The organism is Bacillus cereus group sp. MYBK95-2 (assembly GCF_051915225.1).
GTDB classification, from domain to species: Bacteria; Bacillota; Bacilli; order Bacillales; family Bacillaceae_G; genus Bacillus_A; species Bacillus_A cereus.
The window spans coordinates 984,384-1,005,728 of sequence record NZ_JBQAEH010000001.1 but is presented as its reverse complement, the minus strand read 5'-3'; the positions used below and the strand labels follow the sequence as shown (position 1 = coordinate 1,005,728).

The following is a 21,345-nucleotide window of genomic DNA, read 5'->3' as shown; positions in this document are numbered from 1 at the left end:
CAAAAATCGCTCATATATTTTCCGACACCTTGCATCTTTCTCTCGAATGTAGTACATTAATTTTAGTTTAACAAAATGAAAGACGATGATAAGGAAAAGTAGTATATACTATAATCCAAAGCGAGTCAGGGACGGTGAGAGCCTGATGAGGCGGTATATGTGAAGAACACCTTGGAGTTGCTAACCGAAATTGAATCTCGTATTCAAGAGTAGACTTAGACGGGAATCCGGCCTGTTACAAACCGGGAAGTATGTATTACATACGAGTTAAAGTTGGTCTTTATGACAAATTGGGTGGTACCGCGAAGTTTAACCTTTCGTCCCTTTATGGATGAAAGGTTTTTTTGTATTTAAATATATGAGCAAAGGAGAATTTCACTATGGAAAACACATTAGTAAAAAGTCTGTATAGAGATACAGAAAAGTATGCAGATCAAACAGTACAAGTATCAGGGTGGATTCGTAACTTACGTGATTCAAAAGCATTTGGTTTCATCGAATTAAACGACGGTAGCTTCTTCAAAAGCGTTCAAATCGTTTTCGATACAGAATTAGAGAACTTCAAAGAAATTGCAAAACTTCCACTTAGCTCTTCAGTTAAAGTAGAAGGTAAAGTAATTGCAACGCCTGGAGCGAAGCAACCATTTGAAATTAAAGCAGAAAAAATTGATATCGAGGGCTTATCAGATTCTGATTACCCACTTCAAAAGAAACGTCATACATTTGAATACTTACGTACAATCGCTCACTTACGTCCAAGAACAAATGCATTCTCTGCAACGTTCCGCGTACGTTCTATCGCAGCATTTGCGATTCACCAATTCTTCCAAGAGCGTGGATTCGTACATGTTCATACACCTATCATCACTGGTAGTGATACAGAAGGTGCTGGCGAAATGTTCCGCGTAACAACGCAAGATTTAAATAACCTACCAAAAGGTGAAGACGGAAAAGTTGATGAGTCAAAAGACTTCTTCGGTAAAGAAACAAACTTAACAGTAAGTGGACAGCTGAACGCTGAAGCTTATGCATTAGCATTCCGTGATGTATACACATTCGGACCTACATTCCGTGCAGAAAACTCAAACACAACTCGCCACGCTGCTGAGTTCTGGATGGTTGAGCCTGAGATTGCATTCGCGGAACTAGGGGATGTAATGAACCTTACAGAAGATATGCTGAAATATGCAATGAAATACGTATTAGAGCATGCACCAGAAGAAATGGAATTCTTCAACAGCTTCGTTGATAAAACAGTTCTTGAGCGCATGAACAACGTAATTAACTCAGACTTCGGTCGCATCACTTATACAGAAGCAATTAAAGTACTTCAAGAATCAGGTGCTGACTTCAAATACCCAGTAGAATGGGGAATTGACTTACAAACAGAGCACGAAAGATACTTATCAGAAGAAATCTTCAAACGCCCTGTATTCGTAACTGACTATCCGAAAGACATTAAAGCATTCTACATGCGTTTGAATGAAGACGGTAAAACAGTAGCTGCTACTGACCTTCTAGTTCCTGGCATCGGCGAATTAATCGGCGGAAGTCAACGTGAAGAAAGAATGGACGTTTTAGTAGACAGAATTAAAGAATTAGGTATGAACGAAGAGGACTACTGGTGGTACTTAGAACTTAGAAAATACGGCGGTACAAAACACGCTGGATTCGGTCTAGGTTTCGAGCGCTTCCTAATGTACATCACTGGCATGGCTAACATCCGTGACGTAATTCCATTCCCAAGAACTCCAGGTTCTTCTGAGTTCTAAAATATGAAAAAAGCGAGAGGATTTCCTCTCGCTTTTTTGTTTGCATAGTTTATGACCCCGTAGCAAAAAGTAACGCGAAGGGGTGAATATAAATGAGTAAAAAAGTGAAAAAAGATCATTCAAGGTCAAGCCTTGGTTCTCCAGAAGTAGAAGGACAAGGAACGACGACACATGAAACAGGTTCACATAAAGTACCTTCATCAAATAAGAAGCAGAAACGAAGCTAACATAAAAAAGGAGAGTCTTGGCGACTCTCCTTTTTTCATGTATTACATCTTCTTATCGTTAATTTCTTTTGTAATCTTATTTATGTCTTTGCCTAATCGATCTAAATAGAAAAACCACAGTAAACTCATGAACACGTAATAGATGGCCATCACGCCAAGATTATCAGATATATTTTCGAATGTGGATTTAGTAGTGAAAAAAGCTCCTCAAATGGTAGAAATAGTGAAGTAAGAAAGTGGGCCTACGAGGTGTACGAAAACATATAATATCTTTTTAACTTTTACAGCGTTCATATGAAAAACCTCCTTTTTCTAATCATACATTCAAGTTTCTCACAGAAGTGTTGTAGTTTTGCTGGATTATGTATTAACGAGCGAGCATCGTGTTTCCCGATAAATCTTCGAATCCGAAAGTTTAATAAGAAAGAGCGACCATAACGCTCTATTAGATCGTTGAACGCTCGTTGTTCACTTAGTAGCTGAATGTTTTCCCTAATTTCAAACTGCCTTTCGTGTGGATCGCCTAGTAAAATATTTAGAATCATTTGTAGAAGTAGCAATGGGGATCCCCTCCTATGTTAGAATAATCTGTATATTATAATTGTAACAAAACTATAAGGACAATAGTAGGGTGAAACAAAAAACAGGAGTTTGTAGGCTCCTGTTTTTGTCGATACTATCTTAATAAGCGAAGCGCCTTCTCCGTATTAGCGAAATGCAGTTTCACAAACTCAGGTAATCGTTCTTTACCAAGCTTTTGAATTAATTTAGCAGCGGCGATATCAACTTGTTTACCGGCACCTTTTGGCAGCGGCATACCAGCTTTTTTACTTAGTTCATCAAATTGTTTTACGAATGAGTAACGAGCTAAAATGGAGGCAGCGGCTACAGCTAAATGGACGCTTTCGCCTTTCGTTGCGAAATAAACATTTTCACGCTGTACCTGTTTTTGTTTTGCTAAATATTTGTAGTATGTATCAGGTTGTGTGAATTGGTCGATTAAGACGCCTTCAGGTTTTGTAGGTGCCATTTTAGCTAATAAGTTTGTAATAGCTTTATTGTGTAGTAAAGCTTTTAACTTACCTTGGTTGTTTCCTTTATCAAATAGCTCGTTATATTTTTCGTTATGAAGGACAAGAGAGCTATAAGGAACAACGTGTAGAAGTTGTTTCGCAATGGCAGTAATTTGATCGTCATTTAAGTTTTTAGAGTCTTTTACACCAAGTTCTTTTAGTAGTGGAATTTGCTTTGCATCCACATATACAGCAACGACTGTCATCGGTCCGAAGAAATCACCAGTACCAACTTCATCAGACCCTACAATAGACATTGTACCGATGGAAGCAGGCGGTGCATAACGGTGTGAATCAACAGATTTTTTTGCAGCTGTTTTCGGTGTTTGAGAGACAGTTTGCCAACGAGAAGCTTCTGCTTCAGCGCGGCCTCCTTGGAACATTACTTTTCCAGATTTATACGCTGTAATCGTGCAAGATGGTACCTTTGCCATGAAGATCCCGCCTTGCGGAGTTTTCGGGCTAAGCGAATGTTTATATTGTTGTTTCATGTCTTCAATTACTGTAGAATTTGTTTGAATTACGATAGAATTTGACATAATGGTCGCCCCTTTTTTTATATTGTTATTTTTATCATATCGGATTGTTCTTTCTGTTTCCATATTATGAAGGTTCATGGTATGATAAACTTTAGGATTCTGTACGTGATTGGAGGCCGGTGAGTTGTCACAACAAAAGGGAAAGAAAAGTCGAATTAATGTAGAAATCTATGGTCAGCAATATTCAGTTGTTGGCGATGAAAGTACAAGTCATATCCGCATGGTAGCAGCGATTGTGGATGATAAAATGCGCGAACTCAATGCCAAGAATCCTTCGCTTGACACGAGTAGACTAGCGGTATTGACGGCGGTAAACGTCATACACGATTACATAAAATTAAAAGAAGAACATGAGAAATTGAAAGAAAGTATGACAAAAAAAGGAATGGAATAACATGATTGATATTATTATCATTTTACTGCTTGTTATGGGATTTTTCCTCGGCTTACGCAGAGGGTTTATTCTGCAACTTGTAAAGTTAACAAGCTTTATTATCGCATACCTTGTTGCATACTGGTACTGTAAAGATTTAGCGCCAGCACTTGCGAAATTTATTCCGTATCCATTTGATAAAAACGTATCTGTTCCAGAATGGATTGATGCAAATAATATTGAGACAGTATTTTATCAAGCGCTTGCGTTTATCATATTGTTTATTATCACTAAAATTGCACTTTCATTACTTGGTAATTTGTTAAATATGTTTGCAGAAATACCGGTTTTAAAGCAAGTAAATGCGTTTGCGGGGGCAATCCTCGGATTTTTAGAAGTATATATTATTTTGTTTGTCTTAATTATCATTGGAAATATTCTTCCGATTGAACAAGTACAAACACCATTACAAAAATCATCAATTAGCAAAATAATTGTAGACGATACACCGATTCTATCTGAAAAGGTGAAGGAACTATGGCAGACAGGTAGCAGAGTATAACTTCTCTTTTTTCGGAAAGAGAAGTTTTTTTCTATGAAAGAAAGGCGGGGCAATGATGAAAGTAAATAAAAAACAAGTGATCAAATTATTAGAGACAATCGGGCTTTTTATGGAACTAAAGGGTGCGAATCCATTTAAAATATCTGCATTTCGTAAAGCGGCAGCAGCATTAGAAAGTGACGATCGTAGTCTTTCTGAAATTGAAGATTTCACAAAGATTCCAGGAATCGGAAAAGGAACAGCAGCCGTTATACAAGAATATATAGAATCGGGAACATCTGAAGTATTACAAGAACTTGAAAAAGAAGTACCAAGTAGCTTATTGCCGTTATTAAAACTACCAGGTCTTGGTGGTAAAAAGGTGGCTAAGTTATATAAAGAGCTAGGCGTTATTGATATGGAGACGTTAAAAGCTGCTTGTGAGGAAAATAAAGTACAAGCTTTAGCTGGTTTCGGTAAGAAGACAGAAGAGAAAATATTAGAAGCAATCGATCAAGTAGGCTCTCGTCCAGAGCGTTTACCAATTGCGATGGTATTGCCTATTGCCGGGGAAATAGAGGAGAAATTGTCGAATATTGCTGAAGTAATTCGTTTCTCTCGCGCTGGTAGTTTGCGCCGTGTTCGTGAAACAGTGAAAGATTTAGATTTTATCATTGCAACGACAGAACCAGCAGCGGTACGTGAGCATTTACTACAATTTGATAATATGATTGAAGTAATAGCAAGTGGAGATACGAAAGTTTCTGTCCGTCTTCAATATGAATATGATATTTCAATTGATTTCCGTTTAGTAAAACCAGAAGAGTTTATTACAACTCTTCACCATTTCACAGGATCAAAAGATCATAACGTAAAAATGCGTCAAATCGCAAAAGATAAAGGCGAGAAAATTAGTGAGTACGGTGTAGAGAACTTGGAAACAGGTGAAGTGAAAACATTTGAGACTGAAGAAGACTTCTTTGCTCATTTCGGTTTGCCATTTATTCCGCCAGAAGTGCGTGAAGATGGAAAAGAAATTGAATTAATTAAAGAGTATCCGAACTTAATTCAGTTTTCCGATATACAAGGTGATTTACATATGCATACAACTTGGAGTGACGGTGCTTTTTCTATTGAAGAAATGGTACAAGCGTGCCGTGCTCGTGGATATAAGTTTATGGCGATTACTGATCACTCGCAATACTTAAAAGTGGCGAACGGTTTAACGAAAGAGCGTCTTCGTGAGCAAGCGAAAGAAATTGAACGTATGAATGAAAAGTATCCAGACATTACAATTTTACGCGGAATTGAAATGGACATTTTACCAGATGCCTCGCTTGATTTTGATGATGAAGTATTAGCAGAATTAGATTATGTCATTGGAGCGATTCACTCTAGCTTCTCACAAGACCGTGAAACGATTATGAAGCGTCTACGTACTGCACTTGAGAATAAACATGTCACAATGATTGCCCATCCTACAGGACGTCTTCTCGGGCGTCGTGAGGGTTATGATGTAGATACAGATTTATTAATTGAACTAGCAAAAGAGACAAATACAGTTTTAGAATTAAATGCGAATCCGAACCGTCTAGATTTAAGCGCGAAATTATTAAAACAAGCACAAGATGCTGGTGTGAAAGTAGCGATTAATACGGATGCTCATACGCTTGAAATGTTAGAAGATATGGAAACAGGTGTAGCAGCAGCACGTAAAGGTTGGATTCAAAAAGATAACGTGATTAACACGTGGGATATTGAACGTTTATTAGACTATATTAAACGTAATAAGTAATACAAGGGGGACCTGCAACATGTTAGAAAGAACGTTGCGTGTATTAGAATACAATAAAGTAAAAGAACAATTACTTGAACATACAGCATCTTCACTTGGTCGTGACAAAGTGAAGCATTTAGTGCCGAGCACTGATTTTGAAGAAATTGTAGAAATGCAAGATACAACGGATGAAGCAGCGAAAGTTATTCGTTTAAAAGGTAGTGCACCATTAGGTGGTATTACGGATATTCGCTCAAATGTGAAGCGTGCAAAAATTGGGAGTATGTTAAGTCCAAATGAATTACTTGATATTGCAAATACGATGTATGGTAGTCGTAATATGAAACGCTTCATTGAAGATATGGCTGATAACGGTGTCGAGCTTCCGATTTTAGAAACTCACGTCGCTCAAATTGTATCTTTATATGATTTAGAAAAGAAAATTACAAATTGCATCGGTGACGGCGGTGAAGTAGTCGATAGCGCAAGTGATAAACTGCGTGGTATTCGTACTCAAATTCGTACTGCGGAAAGTCGTATTCGTGAAAAGTTAGAAAATATGACGCGCTCTTCAAACGCGCAAAAGATGCTGTCTGATTCGATTGTAACGATTCGTAACGAACGTTACGTAATCCCAGTAAAACAAGAATATCGCGGCGTATATGGTGGTATTGTTCACGATCAATCGGCTTCTGGACAAACGTTATTTATTGAGCCACAAGTCATTGTAGAATTAAATAATGCACTGCAAGAAGCACGTGTGAAAGAAAAACAAGAAATCGAACGCATCTTATTAATGTTAACAGAAGAAGTGGCAGTAGAAGCGGATATCGTTTTATCAAACGTAGAAGTAGTTGCAAATCTTGATTTCATCTTTGCGAAAGCTTTTTATGCGAAGCGAATTAAAGCGACAAAGCCGATTGTAAATAACGAGCGTTACATGGACTTAAGACAAGCACGCCATCCGCTTATCGATCCAGAAATAATCGTGCCAAATAACATTATGTTAGGGAAAGATTTCACGACAATTGTTATTACAGGACCGAATACAGGTGGTAAAACAGTTACGCTGAAAACAGTTGGTATTTGTGTGTTAATGGCGCAATCTGGCCTTCACATTCCAGTAATGGATGAGTCAGAGATTTGTGTATTCAAAAATATCTTTGCTGATATCGGTGATGAGCAATCGATTGAACAGAGTTTAAGTACGTTCTCCTCACATATGGTGAACATCGTTGATATTTTAGAAAAAGCTGATTTTGAAAGCTTAGTTTTATTCGATGAATTAGGTGCTGGAACAGACCCACAGGAAGGGGCTGCACTTGCCATTTCAATTTTAGATGAAGTATGTAATCGCGGTGCTCGCGTTGTTGCAACGACGCATTATCCAGAATTAAAAGCATACGGATATAACCGTGAGCAAGTTATTAATGCGAGTGTTGAGTTTGATGTAAATACATTAAGTCCAACTTATAAATTATTAATCGGTGTACCAGGCCGTAGTAATGCCTTTGAAATTTCGAAACGTCTTGGATTATCTGATCGCGTTATTGAGCAAGCACGCAATCACATTAGTACAGATACGAATAAAATTGAAAATATGATTGCGAAGTTAGAAGAAAGCCAGAAGAACGCAGAGCGTGACTGGAACGAAGCAGAAGCGCTTCGCAAACAATCTGAAAAACTGCATCGTGAATTACAACGTCAAATCATTGAATTTAACGAAGATCGTGATGAACGATTATTAAAAGCGCAAAAAGAAGGAGAAGAAAAAGTCGAAGCTGCAAAGAAAGAAGCAGAAGGCATTATTCAAGAACTTCGTCAATTGCGTAAAGCACAGCTTGCAAATGTGAAAGACCACGAGCTAATTGAAGCGAAGAGTCGTCTAGAAGGCGCAGCGCCAGAGCTTGTTAAGAAACGAAAAGTAAATGTGAAAAATACTGCACCGAAACAACAGTTACGTGCAGGTGATGAAGTGAAAGTATTAACGTTCGGTCAAAAAGGTCAACTACTTGAAAAAGTAAGCGATACAGAGTGGAGCGTACAAATCGGTATTCTGAAGATGAAAGTGAAAGAATCTAATATGGAATACATTAACACACCGAAGCAAACAGAGAAAAAAGCAGTTGCAACGGTAAAAGGTAGAGACTATCACGTTTCATTAGAACTTGATCTTCGTGGTGAACGATTTGAAAATGCAATGGCGCGCGTTGAGAAATACTTAGACGATGCCCAGCTTGCAAGCTATCCTCGCGTATCAATCATTCACGGTAAAGGGACAGGAGCACTTCGCCAAGGTGTACAAGATTACTTGAAGAAGCATCGCGGTGTAAAAACCTTCCGTTACGGTGACATGGGCGAGGGAGGCCTAGGCGTAACAGTTGTCGAATTAAAATAGAAAACAACGAAACAAAGGGGAAACCATTATATGTTTATGGACAAACTTGCAAAAGTATTGTTAGCTTGTTGTGGAATATTTTTGGTGATTGGGGTTATTTATTTAGTTGTTTTTGCGAAGTGAAAAAGCGTCAATCGTGGCAGAATGATATTGCCATAGATTGACGCTTTTAATATATGTGAAAAGGAATAGAACATGAAAATCAACCAATACATAAGCGAAGCAAAATTATGCTCCAGACGTGAAACAGATCGTCTCATTAAAGCTGGACGCGTGGCTATTAACGGCGAAATATGTACGCACGGTGCACTCGTAAGCGATGGTGATAGGGTAACGATTGATGGGCAAGTTATTGTAAAAGAAGAGAAAGAAAAAGTGTATATCGCATTTCATAAACCAGTCGGAATTACTTGTACAGCAGCCGATCATATTGAAGATAATATTATTGATTATATCAATTACCCAGAGCGAATCTTTCCAGTTGGGCGATTAGATAAAGCATCAGAAGGACTTATTTTATTAACGAATGACGGCGGCATTGCGAATCAAATTTTACATGGTGATCATGAGCACGAGAAAGAATATGTTGTCACAGTCGATAAACCTTTTACGGACTGGTTTATTGATGAGATGTCCCGCGGTGTAAAGATTAAAGATGGAATGACGAAGCCGTGCAAAGTGACAAGAGTCGATCAATCAACATTTCGTATCGTTTTAACGCAAGGAATGAACAGGCAAATTCGTAGAATGAGTCGTGCTTTCGGATTTACTGTAATAAAGCTAAAGCGAGTACGCATTATGAATATAGAGCTAAATGAGCTTGAAGTTGGAAAGTGGCGGAGCGTTACAGCTGAAGAGTTAGAAATTTTAATAGGGCAGTTATAGGGAGGAAAAATTTTCTCCCTATATTTTTTTGTCAGAAAAAATAAAACTATTGATTTTTTAAAAAATAGCCCATATAATAAAAAACAACAAGTTTCGACAAGATATTTTATAAAAGTAATGATGAGGACATGAGTTGTATTTTACGATTCTCAGAGAGGGAAGCCTTAGGCTGTGAGCTTCCTAATACGAAAAGACAAGCTTACCACCTCTAAACTTCAAGAGTGAACTGCATACATGATGCATTGTAATTCTTGGCGGATAAAACCGTTATCAATTTACACGAGCTATAAAATGAGCTTATTTCGTTATAAATTCATTTTATTAGAATAAGGGTGGAACCACGATTTCAACACTCGTCCCTTTATTAGGGACGGGTGTTTTTTGCGTTCTTTTACGGGGAAGTATGCTTGAAAGAGGATATGTGACGGATTTTAATTCAGAATATTTTGTTAATTTATTATTTTAGGAGGTTAGTAGAAATGAAATCATCTTTAAAGTTTTCAGAGATGTTTGCAATAAGTTTAATGTTATTTGCACTGTTTTTTGGTGCGGGTAATATGATTTTTCCACCAGCGTTAGGACAAGGCGCTGGAACAGACGTATGGATTGCGTTGTTTGGTTTTATCGTAACAGGCGTTGGACTACCTTTATTAGGAGTAATTGTTATAGCTTTAAAGGGAGATATTAATGAGCTAGCAGGACGTGTACATCCTATATTCGCACTTGTTTTTATCACTGCAATTTATTTATGTTTAGGCGTATTCGTAAGTGTGCCGCGTACAGGAACAGTAGCTTATGAGATGAGTATTGCACCGTTTTTACCAAGTGAGATAGCTGGTCAGTCATATCCACTTGTTATCTTTACACTTATTTTCTTTGCAGTCACTTTCTATTTAGCTTTAAATCCTTCGAAATTAGTGGGTCGTATTGGTAAAGTGCTAACTCCAATATTATTAGCTGTTATTGCAATTATCGTAGGTAAAGCACTTATTACACCAATTGGAGAATTTGGTGCACCGACAGAAGCGTATAGTGCTCCTCTCTTCAAAGGATTTATTGATGGATATTTAACTTTAGATGGACTTGCAGCACTGGTATTCGGAAATGTTGTAATTCATGCGTTAAAAGAAAAAGGCATTACAAATAAAAACAGTATTGCAAAAGTAACAATCTTTGCAGGATTTATTGCAGCGCTTGGTCTACTACTTGTGTATTTAGCACTTGCTTATCTTGGAGCTTCTAGTGTGTCACTTGGAATGGGCGCAAACGGAGGAATTATTTTAACAAATGTCGTGAATCATTTATTTGGTAGCTACGGAACTTTATTACTAGGGATCGCAATTACAGCAGCATGTTTAACAACTTCTGTAGGTATTGTTGCAGCTTGTGGTGATTACTTCTCTTCTTTATTACCAAAGCTTTCTTATCAAAAAGTCGTTTTCATTTTCTGTGTATTAGCATTTATGGTAGCAAACCTTGGGTTAACTCAGTTAAATGCATTAGCATTACCAATCTTAATCGCAATTTATCCAATTGGAATCGTACTTATCGTATTATCACTTGTTGAAAACTACGTTCGTCTTCCATTAGCGATGTATGTGGGCGGGATTGTAGGAGCATTTGCAATAAGTTTCTTTGATGGGTTACACAATGCAAACCTTCAAATTGCAGCGCTAGCACCTATTTTAGATAAGATTCCATTATATAGTGTAGGGATTGGTTGGTTAGTTCCAGGCATAATCGGTATAGGATTTGGTTATATAGTTTCTAAGTTTCGAAAGCAGGAAATTGCTGTAGAAAAATAGAGAAAAGAGGCTTTCTATAATAGAAAGTCTCTTTTTTTGTAAAAAAAGCCGCATATAGAGAAATTTAGATATTAAAAATTTTATACGTAATATAGTTGACAAAAAATTTATGAGTAGGCTAAGATTGACTTAGTTGTGGAAATATTGGAAGGGAAGTGAGGGAAACGGGGTTTCTATAACTATAGTGTTGTTATGGGAAGAGGTGAAAGAGGAGAAGAGGAGAAGAGGAGAAGAGGAGAAGAGGAGAAGAGAAAGTTTATTTTTTTGACTTACATTGAGAATGATAATCAATAAATACGTTTTATAATTTTTTCTCAGTTTCTATGCCTTCGTATAAGGAATAGGGTGAGATATTATTTTTAATATCCAATGAGAATGATAATCAATAACGCTTATGTTACATAAAAGAATGCTAATTAAATAATAGGTAGAAGAGATTATTTTTTTCTTGTGAATTGAGAATAATTATCATTTTCAGAAAAAGTGAAATGAAAGATAACCAAGGAGGAAACAAGAAAAATGAAAAAGGTTTCTGTATTACCCGCTTTTATTATAACGTTCGTATGTATGCTAGCTTTTCTTGTAATGCCATACGGGAATGCTTCAGCAAAACTAGCTGATGGTACTTACGATATTAATTACGTAATTCAAAAAGCGGAAAATGATTCAGCTTCAATGGCAAATGACTATTTTGAAAAGCCGGCAAAATTAATAGTGAAAAACGGTGAGATGAGAGTACAAGTTCCGATGAATCATAGTGCTTGGATTACAGAATTTAAAGCACCAGAGAACGGAAATTTTGTTGATGCGAAAGTTGTTAGTAAAGATGAATCGGCAGATAAAAGAACAGTAGAGTTTAAAGTAGATGATTTATCCAAACCGGCAGCTGTAAAAATTCATGTTGTTGTACCAAGTGCAAACTATGACCACCACTACACAATTCGTTTTGCTTTTGATGCAAATGTAAAAGCTGTAGGTGGCGATAATGGCGTAGCTGCTACAACAAAAAATAATGATCAAGCGAAAACAGATACACAAGTAAAAGAAGAGAAAACAAAAGTAGAGAGTAAGGAAACAGCTAAAGAAGTGAATAAAGAAACAAAAAATGAAAATGGAAAAGCTGAAAAAACAGATAACCCAAAAACAGGCGATGAAGCACGTATTGGATTGTTTGCAGCGTTAATTCTTATTTCAGGTGCTTTCTTAATTCGTAAAGTGAAATTGAGTAAATAAATCTTTTGAAGGGTGATGAATATATGTTTAAACAATTTAAAATGATTATTGCCGTATTTGCTGTTTTATTTACATTTATCGCAACACTAGGTTTACAAGATGCAAAGGCTGCTACAAAACTAGCTGATGGAAAATATAATATTGCTTTTACTGTATGGAAAGGCGATAAAGATGAATCGTCTAGAATGAATAGTTATTTTGAAAGCCCAGCAACATTAACAGTTAAAAATGGAAAACAATATGTTTCATTTAAAGTGAAAGATAGTGCTTCTATTAAAAGTTTCCAAGTAGAAAAAGATGGTCAATTTGTAGAAACAACCGTGTTAAGTGAAAACAAAAAAGATAATACTAGAGTTGTAGAATTTGAAGTTGCTGACTTGTCAAAAAAACTAAATGGCAAGGTGAAAATTAATATTCCAATTATTAATTATAATGCTTCGTATGATATTCGCTTTGTATTTGATGGGAACAGTATTAAATAATTTTCAAAAGGGAGAGTCGTTCCATTGAACAGGTATACAAAAATTATTGTTGCTATGTTTTTAATGATATTTACATTCGTATCAACATTACAACCACTTGCAGTTCAAGCAGCTACCAAGTTGGCTGACGGTGAATATTCAATTGGCTTCAAAGTTTTAAAAGATACATCAGATGAAGAATCGATGATGAATCAATATTCAGTAAGTCCGGGAACTTTAAAAGTGAAGGATGGGAAAAAGAAAGTATCCTTTACATTAACAAATAGTTCATGGATTACGAAATTTGAAACAGAAAAAGCAGGTAAGCTAGTTGCGACAAATGTAATTAGTGAAGATAAAGAAAAAGATACAAGAGTAGTAGAATTTGATGTAGAAGATGTAGAGAAGGTATTAAATGCAAAAGTAAAAGTAGATATTGATTTTTTAAATTATCATCATGAGTACGACGTTCGTATTGCATTTGATCAAAATAGCATTACACCAATTCATGTAGAAAAACCAAATGAAAAAGAGGACCCAGCTAATAAGCCAGATCCAAATGAAACTACCGATCCAGGTCAGAAGCCCGACCAAAAGCCTGACCCAGATCAACAACCAAATTCTAACACAATTACAGATGGTGCGTACAGCATTCCATTTAAAGTGTTAAAAGATCAAACAGATGAAGAATCTAAGATGAATAGTTACATGGTAAATCCAGGAGTATTAAAAGTAGAAAACGGTAAGAAAAAAGCAATTGTAACACTAAAAAGTAGCTCATTAATTAAAAATTTCCAAACGGAAAAAGATGGCGCATTTGTTGATGCAAAAGTAGTGAGTGAGGATAAGGAAAAAGATACAAGAGTAGTAGAGTTTGAAGTAAACGATTTATCTAAAAAACTAAATACAAAAGTATTTATCGAAATGGCATCAAGAAATTATAAGCAAATGCATGATGTACAACTTTTATTTGAACAAGATAAACTTGAACAAATTAAAAATGAAGAGAAACAACCAGAAGTAGAAAAACCGGAAGCAGAAAAACCAGAAGTAGAAAAACCGGAAGCAGAAAAACCAGAAGTAGAAAAACCGGAAGCAGAAAAACCAGAAGTAGAAAAACCAGATGAAAATAAAAAACCAGATGCTGAAACAATTAAAGATGGTGAATACAGCATCAATTTTAAGGCATTAAAAGATCAAACAGACGAAATTTCAATGATGAACACATATACAAAAAGTCCAGGTGTGCTAAAAGTAAAAGATGGTAAGAAGTATGTATCATTTACGTTAACGAACAGTTCTTGGATTACAAAATTTGAATTTGAGAAAAATAGTTCGTTTGTTGATGCAAATGTAATAAGTGAAGATAAAAAAACTGATACACGCGTAGTGGAAGTAGAAGTACCAGATTTATCGAAAAAGTTAAATGCAAAAGTAAAAGTAGATATCGATTCAATGAATTATCACCATTTTTACGATATTCAATTTGCATTTGATAAAGGTAGCATTAAGTCGTTAGATAACCAAGGTGGAAACAACAACCAAGGTGAAAACAACAACCAAGGTGAAAACAACAACCAAGGTGAAAACAACAACCAAGGTGGAAACAACAACCAAGGTGGAAATGATAACCAAGATAATAACACAACAATTGATCCAAAAGCTCTTAAAGATGGTGAATACAGAATTGGCTTTAAAGTGTTAAAAGATCAAACAGATGAAATCTCAATGATGAACACATACACAAAAAGCCCAGGTGTATTAAAAGTAAAAGATGGTAAGAAATACGTATCGTTTACATTAACAAATAGTACATGGATTACGAAATTTGAATTTGAGAAAAATGGTTCTTTCGTTAATGCAAAAGTGTTAAGTGAAAATAAAGAACAAAATACAAGAGTAGTAGAAGTAGAAGTAAACGATTTGTCTAAAAAATTAAATGCAAAAGTAAAAGTAGATATTGATTCAATGAATTATCACCATTTCTATGATGTTCAATTTGTATTTGATCAAGACAGTATTAAAGCCTTAGGGAACCAAGGCGGAAACGACAACCAAGGCGGAAGCGACAACCAAGGCGGAAACGACAACCAAGGCGGAAACGACAACCAAGGTGGAAACGACAACCAAGGCGGAAACGACAACCAAGACGGAAACAACAACCAAGGTGGAAATAATAACCCGAAAGTAATAGTTGATCCGAAAAATTTAGTAGATGGCCAATATGATATTACATTTAAAGTATTAAAAGATAAAACAGATGAGATTTCAAAGATGAATGACTATGTTGTAAATTCAGCGAAATTAATCGTAAAAGATGGTAAAAAATATATTGAGATGACGCTGAAAAATAGTGCGTGGATTACGAAATTCCAAACGGAAAACAATGAACTATTCGCTGATGCGAAAGTAGTAAGCGAAGATAAAAATGTAAATACGCGAGTAGTACAGTTTGAAGTAGAAGATCTATTTAAAAAATTAAACGCAAAAGTAAAGGTAGACATCGATGAGATGAACTACCATCATTTCTACGATGTGCAAATTCAATTTGATACAAATAATATCGGCGCGTTAGGAACTCTTAAAAATGAACCGAAAAATCCAGTGACTACACCGAAAGTAGATAATGTAAAAACAGTAGGTACTCCTGATTTTAACCGAAATGCAGATGGTCAGAAGAAAAAAGAAGATACAAAAAATGATTCGAAAAAAGAGAAAAACTCAAAAACTGCAGATACAGCACAACTTGGTTTATATATGGTGTTACTGCTAGGTTCACTTGCTTTACTAGTTCGTAAATATAGAGCAGGTAGATTGTAATTTTTGGAGTCTTGATGCATATTCGCGTGCATCAAGACTTGTTTCATATTGTATGGAAAGGAGTGGTGATTGAGAGTGAAGAAAATTGCAAGTGTACTAATGGCTATCATTTTGTTAATGAGTATAGCTGGGTGCTCATCACCAAAAAAAGAAACAGCAAAGCAGGTAAAGAGTGAGAGTAAAGAGCGCGTTGTTGCAACAACAGTGGCTGTTACTGAAATTATGGATGCGTTAGAAGTAGATTTAGTTGGCGTTCCAACAAGCTCTAAAACTTTACCGAAGCGATATAAAGGTTTACCTGAAGTTGGGAATCCAATGAGTCCAGATATGGAAAAGGTAAAGTCATTAAAGCCTTCAGAAGTGTTATCTGTGACAACACTTGAATATGAATTAAAGCCAGTTTTTGATGGTGTGGGTATGAAAGCAAACTTTTTAGATTTAACGAGTTTGAAAAATATGCAAAGTTCTATTAGCGATTTAGGTAAGAAATATGGGCGTGAAAAACAGGCCGAAGCAGTAGTAACTAAATTAGATAAAAAGGTTGCTAGCATTCAAAAAGAAGTAAAAGGAAAGAAAGAACCGACAGTGCTTATTTTATTAGGTGTGCCGGGAAGTTATTTAGTAGCAACAGAGCATTCTTATATTGGAGATTTAGTGAAACAACTAGGTGGTAAAAATATTGTGCAAGGTGAACAAGTAGAATATTTAGCTTCTAATACAGAGTATTTAAAGAAAGCTGATCCAGATATTATTTTACGAGCAGCTCATGGTATGCCTGATGAAGTTGTAAAAATGTTTGATAAAGAATTTAAAACAAATGATATTTGGAAACACTTTGCTGCGGTTAAAAATAATCGTGTTTACGATTTAGAAGAGCGTTTATTTGGAACGACAGGCAATTTAGCAGCAATTGAAGCGTTAGATGAATTGAAAAAAATGATGTATCCGTGATGCATTTTAATATAAAGGAAGAGTAGAATGAATAAAAAAACTTGGAGTTTCCTCATTGTTACTGCATTGCTTATTGTTATGACATCATTGTCAGCGATGAAAGGGAGTTTAGAAGTAGGTATTGTTGAACTTGTGCAAGGGATATTTACAGGTGGAAATGAAGATGTTGAAGTCATTAAAGATTTACGTTTCCCGCGTATTATTATTGCGTTGTTCACTGGAGCGGCTCTCGCTGTTTCAGGTGTGCTTTTTCAAGCTGTTATGAAAAATCCACTCGCCGATGCTGGGGTAATCGGTATATCTTCAGGAGCAAGTTTTATGACACTCGTTATTATTACGTTGTTTCCGCAATTTTTTTTCTGGACACCCGTATTCGCCTTTTTAGGTGGTGCGCTTGCATGTTATCTCGTTTATTCGTTTTCATGGAAATCAGGATTAAGCCCGCTTCGCATTATTTTAATTGGTATTGCCATTAATGCAATGTTTACTGGATTAAATGAATCATTCGTTACGATTTGTGGGTATTTTATTAAGAGTATTAAGCAAACGACGACTTCTAACATAACAATGAAGACGTGGGGCGATGTAGAAATAATGGTGACTTATGGAACGATTGGTCTTATTCTTGCTCTGTTCGTAGGAGCTTGGTGTAACTTATTATCGCTACAAGATAAGACTGCGAAAAACTTAGGCTTGCATGTGACGAGAGTTCGTCTTATTATTTCTGCCATTGCAGTACTCTTAGCGGCAGTATCAACAGCGATTGCAGGTGTTATTGCTTTTGTAGGATTACTAGTTCCGCATATTTCAAGACAATTAGTCGGTTCAGACCATAAAGTATTAATTCCATTTTCTGCGCTTGCAGGGGCGTTATTAATTTTGACGGCAGATACAATTGGAAGGTTAATTGTGCCACCTAACGAAATTCCAGCAGCAACAATTATGGCGGTTATTGGTGGTCCATTCTTAATATTTTTGCTTAGAAAGAGTGATAAAGTTCATGGAAATTAAAAATGTAACCTTTTCATACGATAACGTAACAAATCGTTTAAAGTCTGTTAGTAGTGAAATAGAAATTGGGAAAATTACAACAATCATTGGACCGAATGGATGTGGGAAATCAACATTACTTAGTGTCATGTCTAGAAACCACGCTCCTAGCAGTGGAGAAGTAATACTTGATGGGAAAGCGATTGGTGAATATAAACCGAAAGAGTTTGCTAGAAAGCTAGCAGTTGTCCATCAACAAAATGAGGCTCCAGCAGATATTACAGTGGAAAAGCTAATAAGCTTCGGGCGTATGCCATATAAAAATATATTCTCTCCGCAAACAGATGAAGATAGAGAAGCGATTGAGCGTGCACTAGTATGTACGAATTTACAAAGTAAGCGTGATAAGCCAATTTATGCTTTATCTGGTGGAGAGAGGCAGCGAGTTTGGATCGCGATGACATTAGCTCAAAATACACCAATGCTCTTCTTAGATGAGCCGACCACATATTTAGATATTTACTATCAGTTAGAAATATTAGAGTTAGTGAAAGAGTTAAATGAAGTGCATGGACTAACGATTGTAATGGTATTACATGATATTAATCAAGCCATTCGTTATAGCGACCATATTATCGTTATGAAAGATGGAGAAATCATTACGAAAGGTATTCCTAATGATGTAATAACAGAAGAAATGGTTAAAGCAATATATGGTGTAGATGTCATTGTAAAGCAGGATGAAGATACCGGATTGTACATGGTACCTATGGGAATCTAAAGGCTGAGCATAATCCGTTTTGAGGTGATAATTTGAATAGTAAGAAAGGACGGAAAAAGAATTCTTTTTTTCAACGCATACTTACAATTGTGTTTTTAGGAATCTTTTTCTATTCAATGTATGAGTTGGGCGGGATTTTCATGGATTATTATGAAAATCGTAAAGTAATGGCTGAGGCACAACATATTTATAAAAGAAGTCCAATGGAAGAAAAATCAGAAAATGGAGAGGTACGTAAACAGTTTCAGGATCTCCAGAAAATTAATCCAGAGATAGTCGGATGGATTACGATGGATGATACACAAATTAATTATCCAATCGTTCAAGCAAAAGATAATGATTACTATTTATTTCGTAATTACAAAGGTGAAGATATGAGAGCGGGAAGCATTTTTATGGACCATCGTAATGATGTGAAATCTCAAAATCGAAATACGATTTTATATGGCCATCGTATGAAAGATGGTTCTATGTTTGGTAGTTTAAAAAAAATGTTGGATGAAGACTTTTTTATGTCTCATCGTAAATTATATTACGATACATTATTTGAAGGATACGACGTTGAAGTTTTTTCAGTATACACGACAACAACGGACTTTTATTACATTGAAACGGATTTTGGAAATGATGCAGCATATGCATCGTTCTTAAAGGAAATTCAAGAAAAATCACTGTACAAAACGGATACGGAATTGACGGCTAATGATGAAATCGTAACACTTTCTACTTGTGATTATGCTCTTGATCCAGAGGCTGGAAGGCTAGTTGTACACGCAAAATTAGTAAAAAGAAATTAAAGAAAAAAGTATAGAATATGAGAAGTGATAGATAACGCTTCTCATATTCTATACTTTAAAAAAGGACTGTTCTTACTGTGCTGCAGCCATTGGCATACGTACAACTTTTACATCATAGTAAGCAATTTTATTATCAAGAATATATTCTGGCATTCCGCCTTGATGTGAGTGAGCATCTTTAAATGCAGCGCTCTTTGTCCAACCTTGGAAATCTTCTTTTGCATTCCAGCGAGTGCTAATTGTTACTTCATCATAATCAACTGTATTTTGTGTTAAAAGAACTTCTAGACCTAAAAAGCCTGGCATCGTTTCAACTTTACCTACTTTATTAAAACGCTCAATTAATTTATGCCCATTTCCCTTTGTAATTTTAGCTGTATTTGTAACAATGATCATGTTTATTCCTCCTATAAATGTAGCTATATTTTCAAGAACTCATATACATCAAATGATAATGAAAATCATTATCATTGTCAATGGTAAATGTGAAATATATAAGTTTTTTTCTATTATTTTGGACAGTGAGATTTTCATTTCAAAACGTAGTAAATATGTGGCGGTTAAGTGCGAGAATGAGCTAGTTGTACTAGCAAAGCAATAATATGGTATAGTGAAACGAGGCTGTTTTTTCAGTCTTGTTTTTCAAATGCTTCCTGTAGAGAAAGCATGCAAATGGAAAGGAAGTTATTATATGCGATTAGAAGTAACTGTAAAAATAAAACCGAAATTTATAAAAGAAATTAAAAGTGGATATCCGCTTATTTTAAAAGATGCGATTCAAAATTTAAATGATGTTCGTGAAGAAGGAACAATCATCAAAGTAGTAGATGAGAAGAACAACTTTGTCGGAAAAGGTTATTATGGAAAGCAAAATAAAGGATACGGCTGGATTTTAACGAGAAAAGAGAGTGAACAAATTAATCAATCTTTCTTTGAAAGTAAAATCAAATCTGCCCTACATAAACGAAAGCAATTTTATAAATCAAGTGATACGACAGCATTCCGTGTGGTGAATGGTGAAGGTGATGGTCTTGGAGGACTAATTATCGATTATTATGATGGCTACTACGTAGTAAGTTGGTATAGTGAAGGGATTTACACTTTCAGAGATGAGATTATAGCCGCTCTTCAAAAAGTAGCAAACTTTAAAGGTATTTATGAGAAAAAGCGTTTTGATACGAAAGGGAAATATATTGAGGGTGATGATTTCGTAGCAGGAGAGCGCGGCGAGTTCCCACTTATCGTAAAAGAGAACGGTGTGAACTTTGCGGTTTATTTAAATGATGGGGCAATGGTTGGTGTATTTTTAGATCAACGTAACGTTCGAAAACAAATTCGTGATAAATATGCAAAGGGAAGAACAGTGTTAAATATGTTCTCTTATACAGGTGCTTTCTCTGTATTTGCAGCGCTTGGCGGAGCAAGTAAAACGACGAGTGTTGACCTTGCAAATCGTAGTTTAAGTAAAACGATTGAGCAGTTTAGTGTAAATGAAGTTGATTATGAAGCACAAGATATTATTGTAGAAGATGTATTTCTTTACTTCAAATATGCAGCTAAGAAAAAGATGAAATTTGATATGGTCGTACTTGATCCTCCAAGCTTCGCCCGCTCAAAAAAATATACATTTAGTGCAGCAAAAGATTATAAAAATTTATTAAAAGAAACAATTGCTATTACAGAAAATAACGGTATTATCGTTGCTTCTACAAATTGTAGCGCATTCGATATGAAAAAGTTTAAAGGCTTTATCGATACAGCCTTTAAAGAAATGAATGGCAAATATAAAATATTAGAAGAACATTCTTTACCAGAAGATTTCCGTACCATTGATCAATTTAAAGAAGGAGACTACTTAAAAGTAGTTTTCATCGAGAAAATTAAAGGTTAATAAAGAAAAGGAGCTCGAGTTTACTTGAGCT

Annotated in this window: 19 protein-coding genes, 1 pseudogene and 2 other annotated features; of the genes and pseudogenes, 16 read left to right on the top strand and 4 right to left on the bottom strand. The window is 35.7% G+C overall.

Going from position 1 to position 21,345, the window contains the following annotated elements:
* The first annotated feature begins 76 nt into the window (after positions 1 to 76).
* Positions 77 to 328 (top strand) — a binding site (T-box leader).
* A gap of 52 nt (positions 329 to 380) precedes the next feature.
* Both asnS and ACTFN4_RS05195 read left to right on the top strand, forming a co-directional pair.
* On the top strand, positions 381 to 1,772 hold the full coding sequence (asnS, locus tag ACTFN4_RS05200; protein ID WP_000432177.1) for an asparagine--tRNA ligase: 1,392 nt from the start codon (positions 381 to 383) through the stop codon (positions 1,770 to 1,772).
* A 92-nt stretch (positions 1,773 to 1,864) separates the two neighbouring features.
* Positions 1,865 to 1,999 (top strand): YuzL family protein, encoded by a 135-nt coding sequence (locus tag ACTFN4_RS05195; protein ID WP_000039592.1) that lies wholly within the window; start codon positions 1,865 to 1,867, stop codon positions 1,997 to 1,999.
* 42 nt (positions 2,000 to 2,041) lie between these two features.
* Here ACTFN4_RS05195 and ACTFN4_RS05190 read toward each other — a convergent pair.
* From ACTFN4_RS05190 to rnhC, 3 genes and pseudogenes are all read right to left on the bottom strand, one after another.
* Positions 2,042 to 2,293, bottom strand: a pseudogene (locus ACTFN4_RS05190) (hypothetical protein).
* Positions 2,290 to 2,559: a hypothetical protein gene (locus tag ACTFN4_RS05185; RefSeq protein WP_086403646.1), complete on the bottom strand. Its 270-nt coding sequence runs from the start codon at positions 2,557 to 2,559 to the stop codon at positions 2,290 to 2,292. Before ACTFN4_RS05185 ends, ACTFN4_RS05190 begins: the two are co-directional and overlap by 4 nt.
* A 116-nt stretch (positions 2,560 to 2,675) precedes the next feature.
* Entirely contained in the window at positions 2,676 to 3,611 is a 936-nt protein-coding gene (rnhC, locus tag ACTFN4_RS05180) for a ribonuclease HIII (protein WP_000071587.1), read from the bottom strand.
* Between the two features lie 124 nt (positions 3,612 to 3,735).
* Here rnhC and zapA point away from each other — a divergent pair, with 124 nt between their 5' ends.
* The 13 genes from zapA (at position 3,736) to srtB (ending at position 19,423) form a co-directional block, all read left to right on the top strand.
* The gene (zapA, locus tag ACTFN4_RS05175; protein ID WP_000082701.1) at positions 3,736 to 4,005 is read left to right on the top strand and encodes a cell division protein ZapA; all 270 of its coding nucleotides are present in this window, start codon (positions 3,736 to 3,738) and stop codon (positions 4,003 to 4,005) included.
* Position 4,006: 1 nt separating this feature from the next.
* The gene (locus ACTFN4_RS05170) at positions 4,007 to 4,546 is read left to right on the top strand and encodes a CvpA family protein (protein WP_000565409.1); all 540 of its coding nucleotides are present in this window, start codon (positions 4,007 to 4,009) and stop codon (positions 4,544 to 4,546) included.
* A 55-nt stretch (positions 4,547 to 4,601) separates the two neighbouring features.
* Positions 4,602 to 6,320 (top strand): DNA polymerase/3'-5' exonuclease PolX, encoded by a 1,719-nt coding sequence (gene polX, locus ACTFN4_RS05165; protein WP_000867515.1) that lies wholly within the window; start codon positions 4,602 to 4,604, stop codon positions 6,318 to 6,320.
* A gap of 19 nt (positions 6,321 to 6,339) precedes the next feature.
* Positions 6,340 to 8,700: an endonuclease MutS2 gene (locus tag ACTFN4_RS05160; protein ID WP_439962110.1), complete on the top strand. Its 2,361-nt coding sequence runs from the start codon at positions 6,340 to 6,342 to the stop codon at positions 8,698 to 8,700.
* Positions 8,701 to 8,895: 195 nt separating this feature from the next.
* Positions 8,896 to 9,585, top strand: a complete 690-nt coding sequence (locus ACTFN4_RS05155) for a 23S rRNA pseudouridine(2604) synthase RluF (protein ID WP_000700716.1) — start codon at positions 8,896 to 8,898, stop codon at positions 9,583 to 9,585.
* 108 nt (positions 9,586 to 9,693) lie between these two features.
* Positions 9,694 to 9,949 (top strand) — a binding site (T-box leader).
* A 115-nt stretch (positions 9,950 to 10,064) separates the two neighbouring features.
* Complete coding sequence (brnQ6, locus tag ACTFN4_RS05150; protein ID WP_000842636.1) at positions 10,065 to 11,390, top strand: branched-chain amino acid transport system II carrier protein BrnQ6; 1,326 nt, start codon at positions 10,065 to 10,067, stop codon at positions 11,388 to 11,390.
* Positions 11,391 to 11,909: 519 nt separating this feature from the next.
* Positions 11,910 to 12,623: a heme uptake protein IsdC gene (gene isdC / locus ACTFN4_RS05145; RefSeq protein ID WP_000757953.1), complete on the top strand. Its 714-nt coding sequence runs from the start codon at positions 11,910 to 11,912 to the stop codon at positions 12,621 to 12,623.
* A gap of 23 nt (positions 12,624 to 12,646) precedes the next feature.
* A complete protein-coding gene (locus ACTFN4_RS05140; protein WP_000476164.1) occupies positions 12,647 to 13,105 on the top strand; it encodes an NEAT domain-containing protein in 459 nt (152 codons plus the stop codon).
* A 24-nt stretch (positions 13,106 to 13,129) separates the two neighbouring features.
* A complete protein-coding gene (locus ACTFN4_RS05135; protein WP_439962109.1) occupies positions 13,130 to 15,904 on the top strand; it encodes an NEAT domain-containing protein in 2,775 nt (924 codons plus the stop codon).
* 69 nt (positions 15,905 to 15,973) lie between these two features.
* Complete coding sequence (gene isdE, locus ACTFN4_RS05130) at positions 15,974 to 16,855, top strand: heme ABC transporter substrate-binding protein IsdE (protein WP_002182955.1); 882 nt, start codon at positions 15,974 to 15,976, stop codon at positions 16,853 to 16,855.
* Positions 16,856 to 16,882: 27 nt separating this feature from the next.
* A complete protein-coding gene (locus tag ACTFN4_RS05125; RefSeq protein WP_001036848.1) occupies positions 16,883 to 17,866 on the top strand; it encodes a FecCD family ABC transporter permease in 984 nt (327 codons plus the stop codon).
* Entirely contained in the window at positions 17,856 to 18,626 is a 771-nt protein-coding gene (locus ACTFN4_RS05120; RefSeq protein ID WP_000403758.1) for an ABC transporter ATP-binding protein, read from the top strand. Before ACTFN4_RS05125 ends, ACTFN4_RS05120 begins: the two co-directional genes overlap by 11 nt.
* 32 nt (positions 18,627 to 18,658) lie before the next feature.
* Positions 18,659 to 19,423 (top strand): class B sortase, encoded by a 765-nt coding sequence (gene srtB / locus ACTFN4_RS05115; protein WP_001086126.1) that lies wholly within the window; start codon positions 18,659 to 18,661, stop codon positions 19,421 to 19,423.
* Between the two features lie 72 nt (positions 19,424 to 19,495).
* On the opposite strand, the gene isdG is transcribed toward srtB, so the two are convergent.
* Positions 19,496 to 19,819 carry a heme oxygenase gene (gene isdG, locus ACTFN4_RS05110; RefSeq protein WP_000587818.1) on the bottom strand — a complete coding sequence of 108 codons (324 nt, stop codon included), beginning with the start codon at positions 19,817 to 19,819 and terminating at the stop codon, positions 19,496 to 19,498.
* Between the two features lie 295 nt (positions 19,820 to 20,114).
* On the opposite strand from isdG, the gene ACTFN4_RS05105 reads away from it, so the two are divergent.
* Positions 20,115 to 21,314 (top strand): class I SAM-dependent rRNA methyltransferase, encoded by a 1,200-nt coding sequence (locus tag ACTFN4_RS05105; RefSeq protein ID WP_001235507.1) that lies wholly within the window; start codon positions 20,115 to 20,117, stop codon positions 21,312 to 21,314.
* Positions 21,315 to 21,345: the final 31 nt, after the last annotated feature.

Excerpts from the sequence above, each read along its gene's own strand:
- asnS (WP_000432177.1), top strand. The coding sequence starts at position 381 with ATGGAAAACACATTAGTAAAAAGTCTGTATAGAGATACAGAAAAGTAT.
- ACTFN4_RS05195 (WP_000039592.1), top strand. The coding sequence starts at position 1,865 with ATGAGTAAAAAAGTGAAAAAAGATCATTCAAGGTCAAGCCTTGGTTCT.
- rnhC (WP_000071587.1), bottom strand. The coding sequence starts at position 3,611 with ATGTCAAATTCTATCGTAATTCAAACAAATTCTACAGTAATTGAAGAC.
- ACTFN4_RS05170 (WP_000565409.1), top strand. The coding sequence starts at position 4,007 with ATGATTGATATTATTATCATTTTACTGCTTGTTATGGGATTTTTCCTC.
- polX (WP_000867515.1), top strand. The coding sequence starts at position 4,602 with ATGAAAGTAAATAAAAAACAAGTGATCAAATTATTAGAGACAATCGGG.
- ACTFN4_RS05160 (WP_439962110.1), top strand. The coding sequence starts at position 6,340 with ATGTTAGAAAGAACGTTGCGTGTATTAGAATACAATAAAGTAAAAGAA.
- ACTFN4_RS05155 (WP_000700716.1), top strand. The coding sequence starts at position 8,896 with ATGAAAATCAACCAATACATAAGCGAAGCAAAATTATGCTCCAGACGT.
- brnQ6 (WP_000842636.1), top strand. The coding sequence starts at position 10,065 with ATGAAATCATCTTTAAAGTTTTCAGAGATGTTTGCAATAAGTTTAATG.
- isdC (WP_000757953.1), top strand. The coding sequence starts at position 11,910 with ATGAAAAAGGTTTCTGTATTACCCGCTTTTATTATAACGTTCGTATGT.
- ACTFN4_RS05140 (WP_000476164.1), top strand. The coding sequence starts at position 12,647 with ATGTTTAAACAATTTAAAATGATTATTGCCGTATTTGCTGTTTTATTT.
- ACTFN4_RS05125 (WP_001036848.1), top strand. The coding sequence starts at position 16,883 with ATGAATAAAAAAACTTGGAGTTTCCTCATTGTTACTGCATTGCTTATT.
- ACTFN4_RS05120 (WP_000403758.1), top strand. The coding sequence starts at position 17,856 with ATGGAAATTAAAAATGTAACCTTTTCATACGATAACGTAACAAATCGT.
- isdG (WP_000587818.1), bottom strand. The coding sequence starts at position 19,819 with ATGATCATTGTTACAAATACAGCTAAAATTACAAAGGGAAATGGGCAT.
- ACTFN4_RS05105 (WP_001235507.1), top strand. The coding sequence starts at position 20,115 with ATGCGATTAGAAGTAACTGTAAAAATAAAACCGAAATTTATAAAAGAA.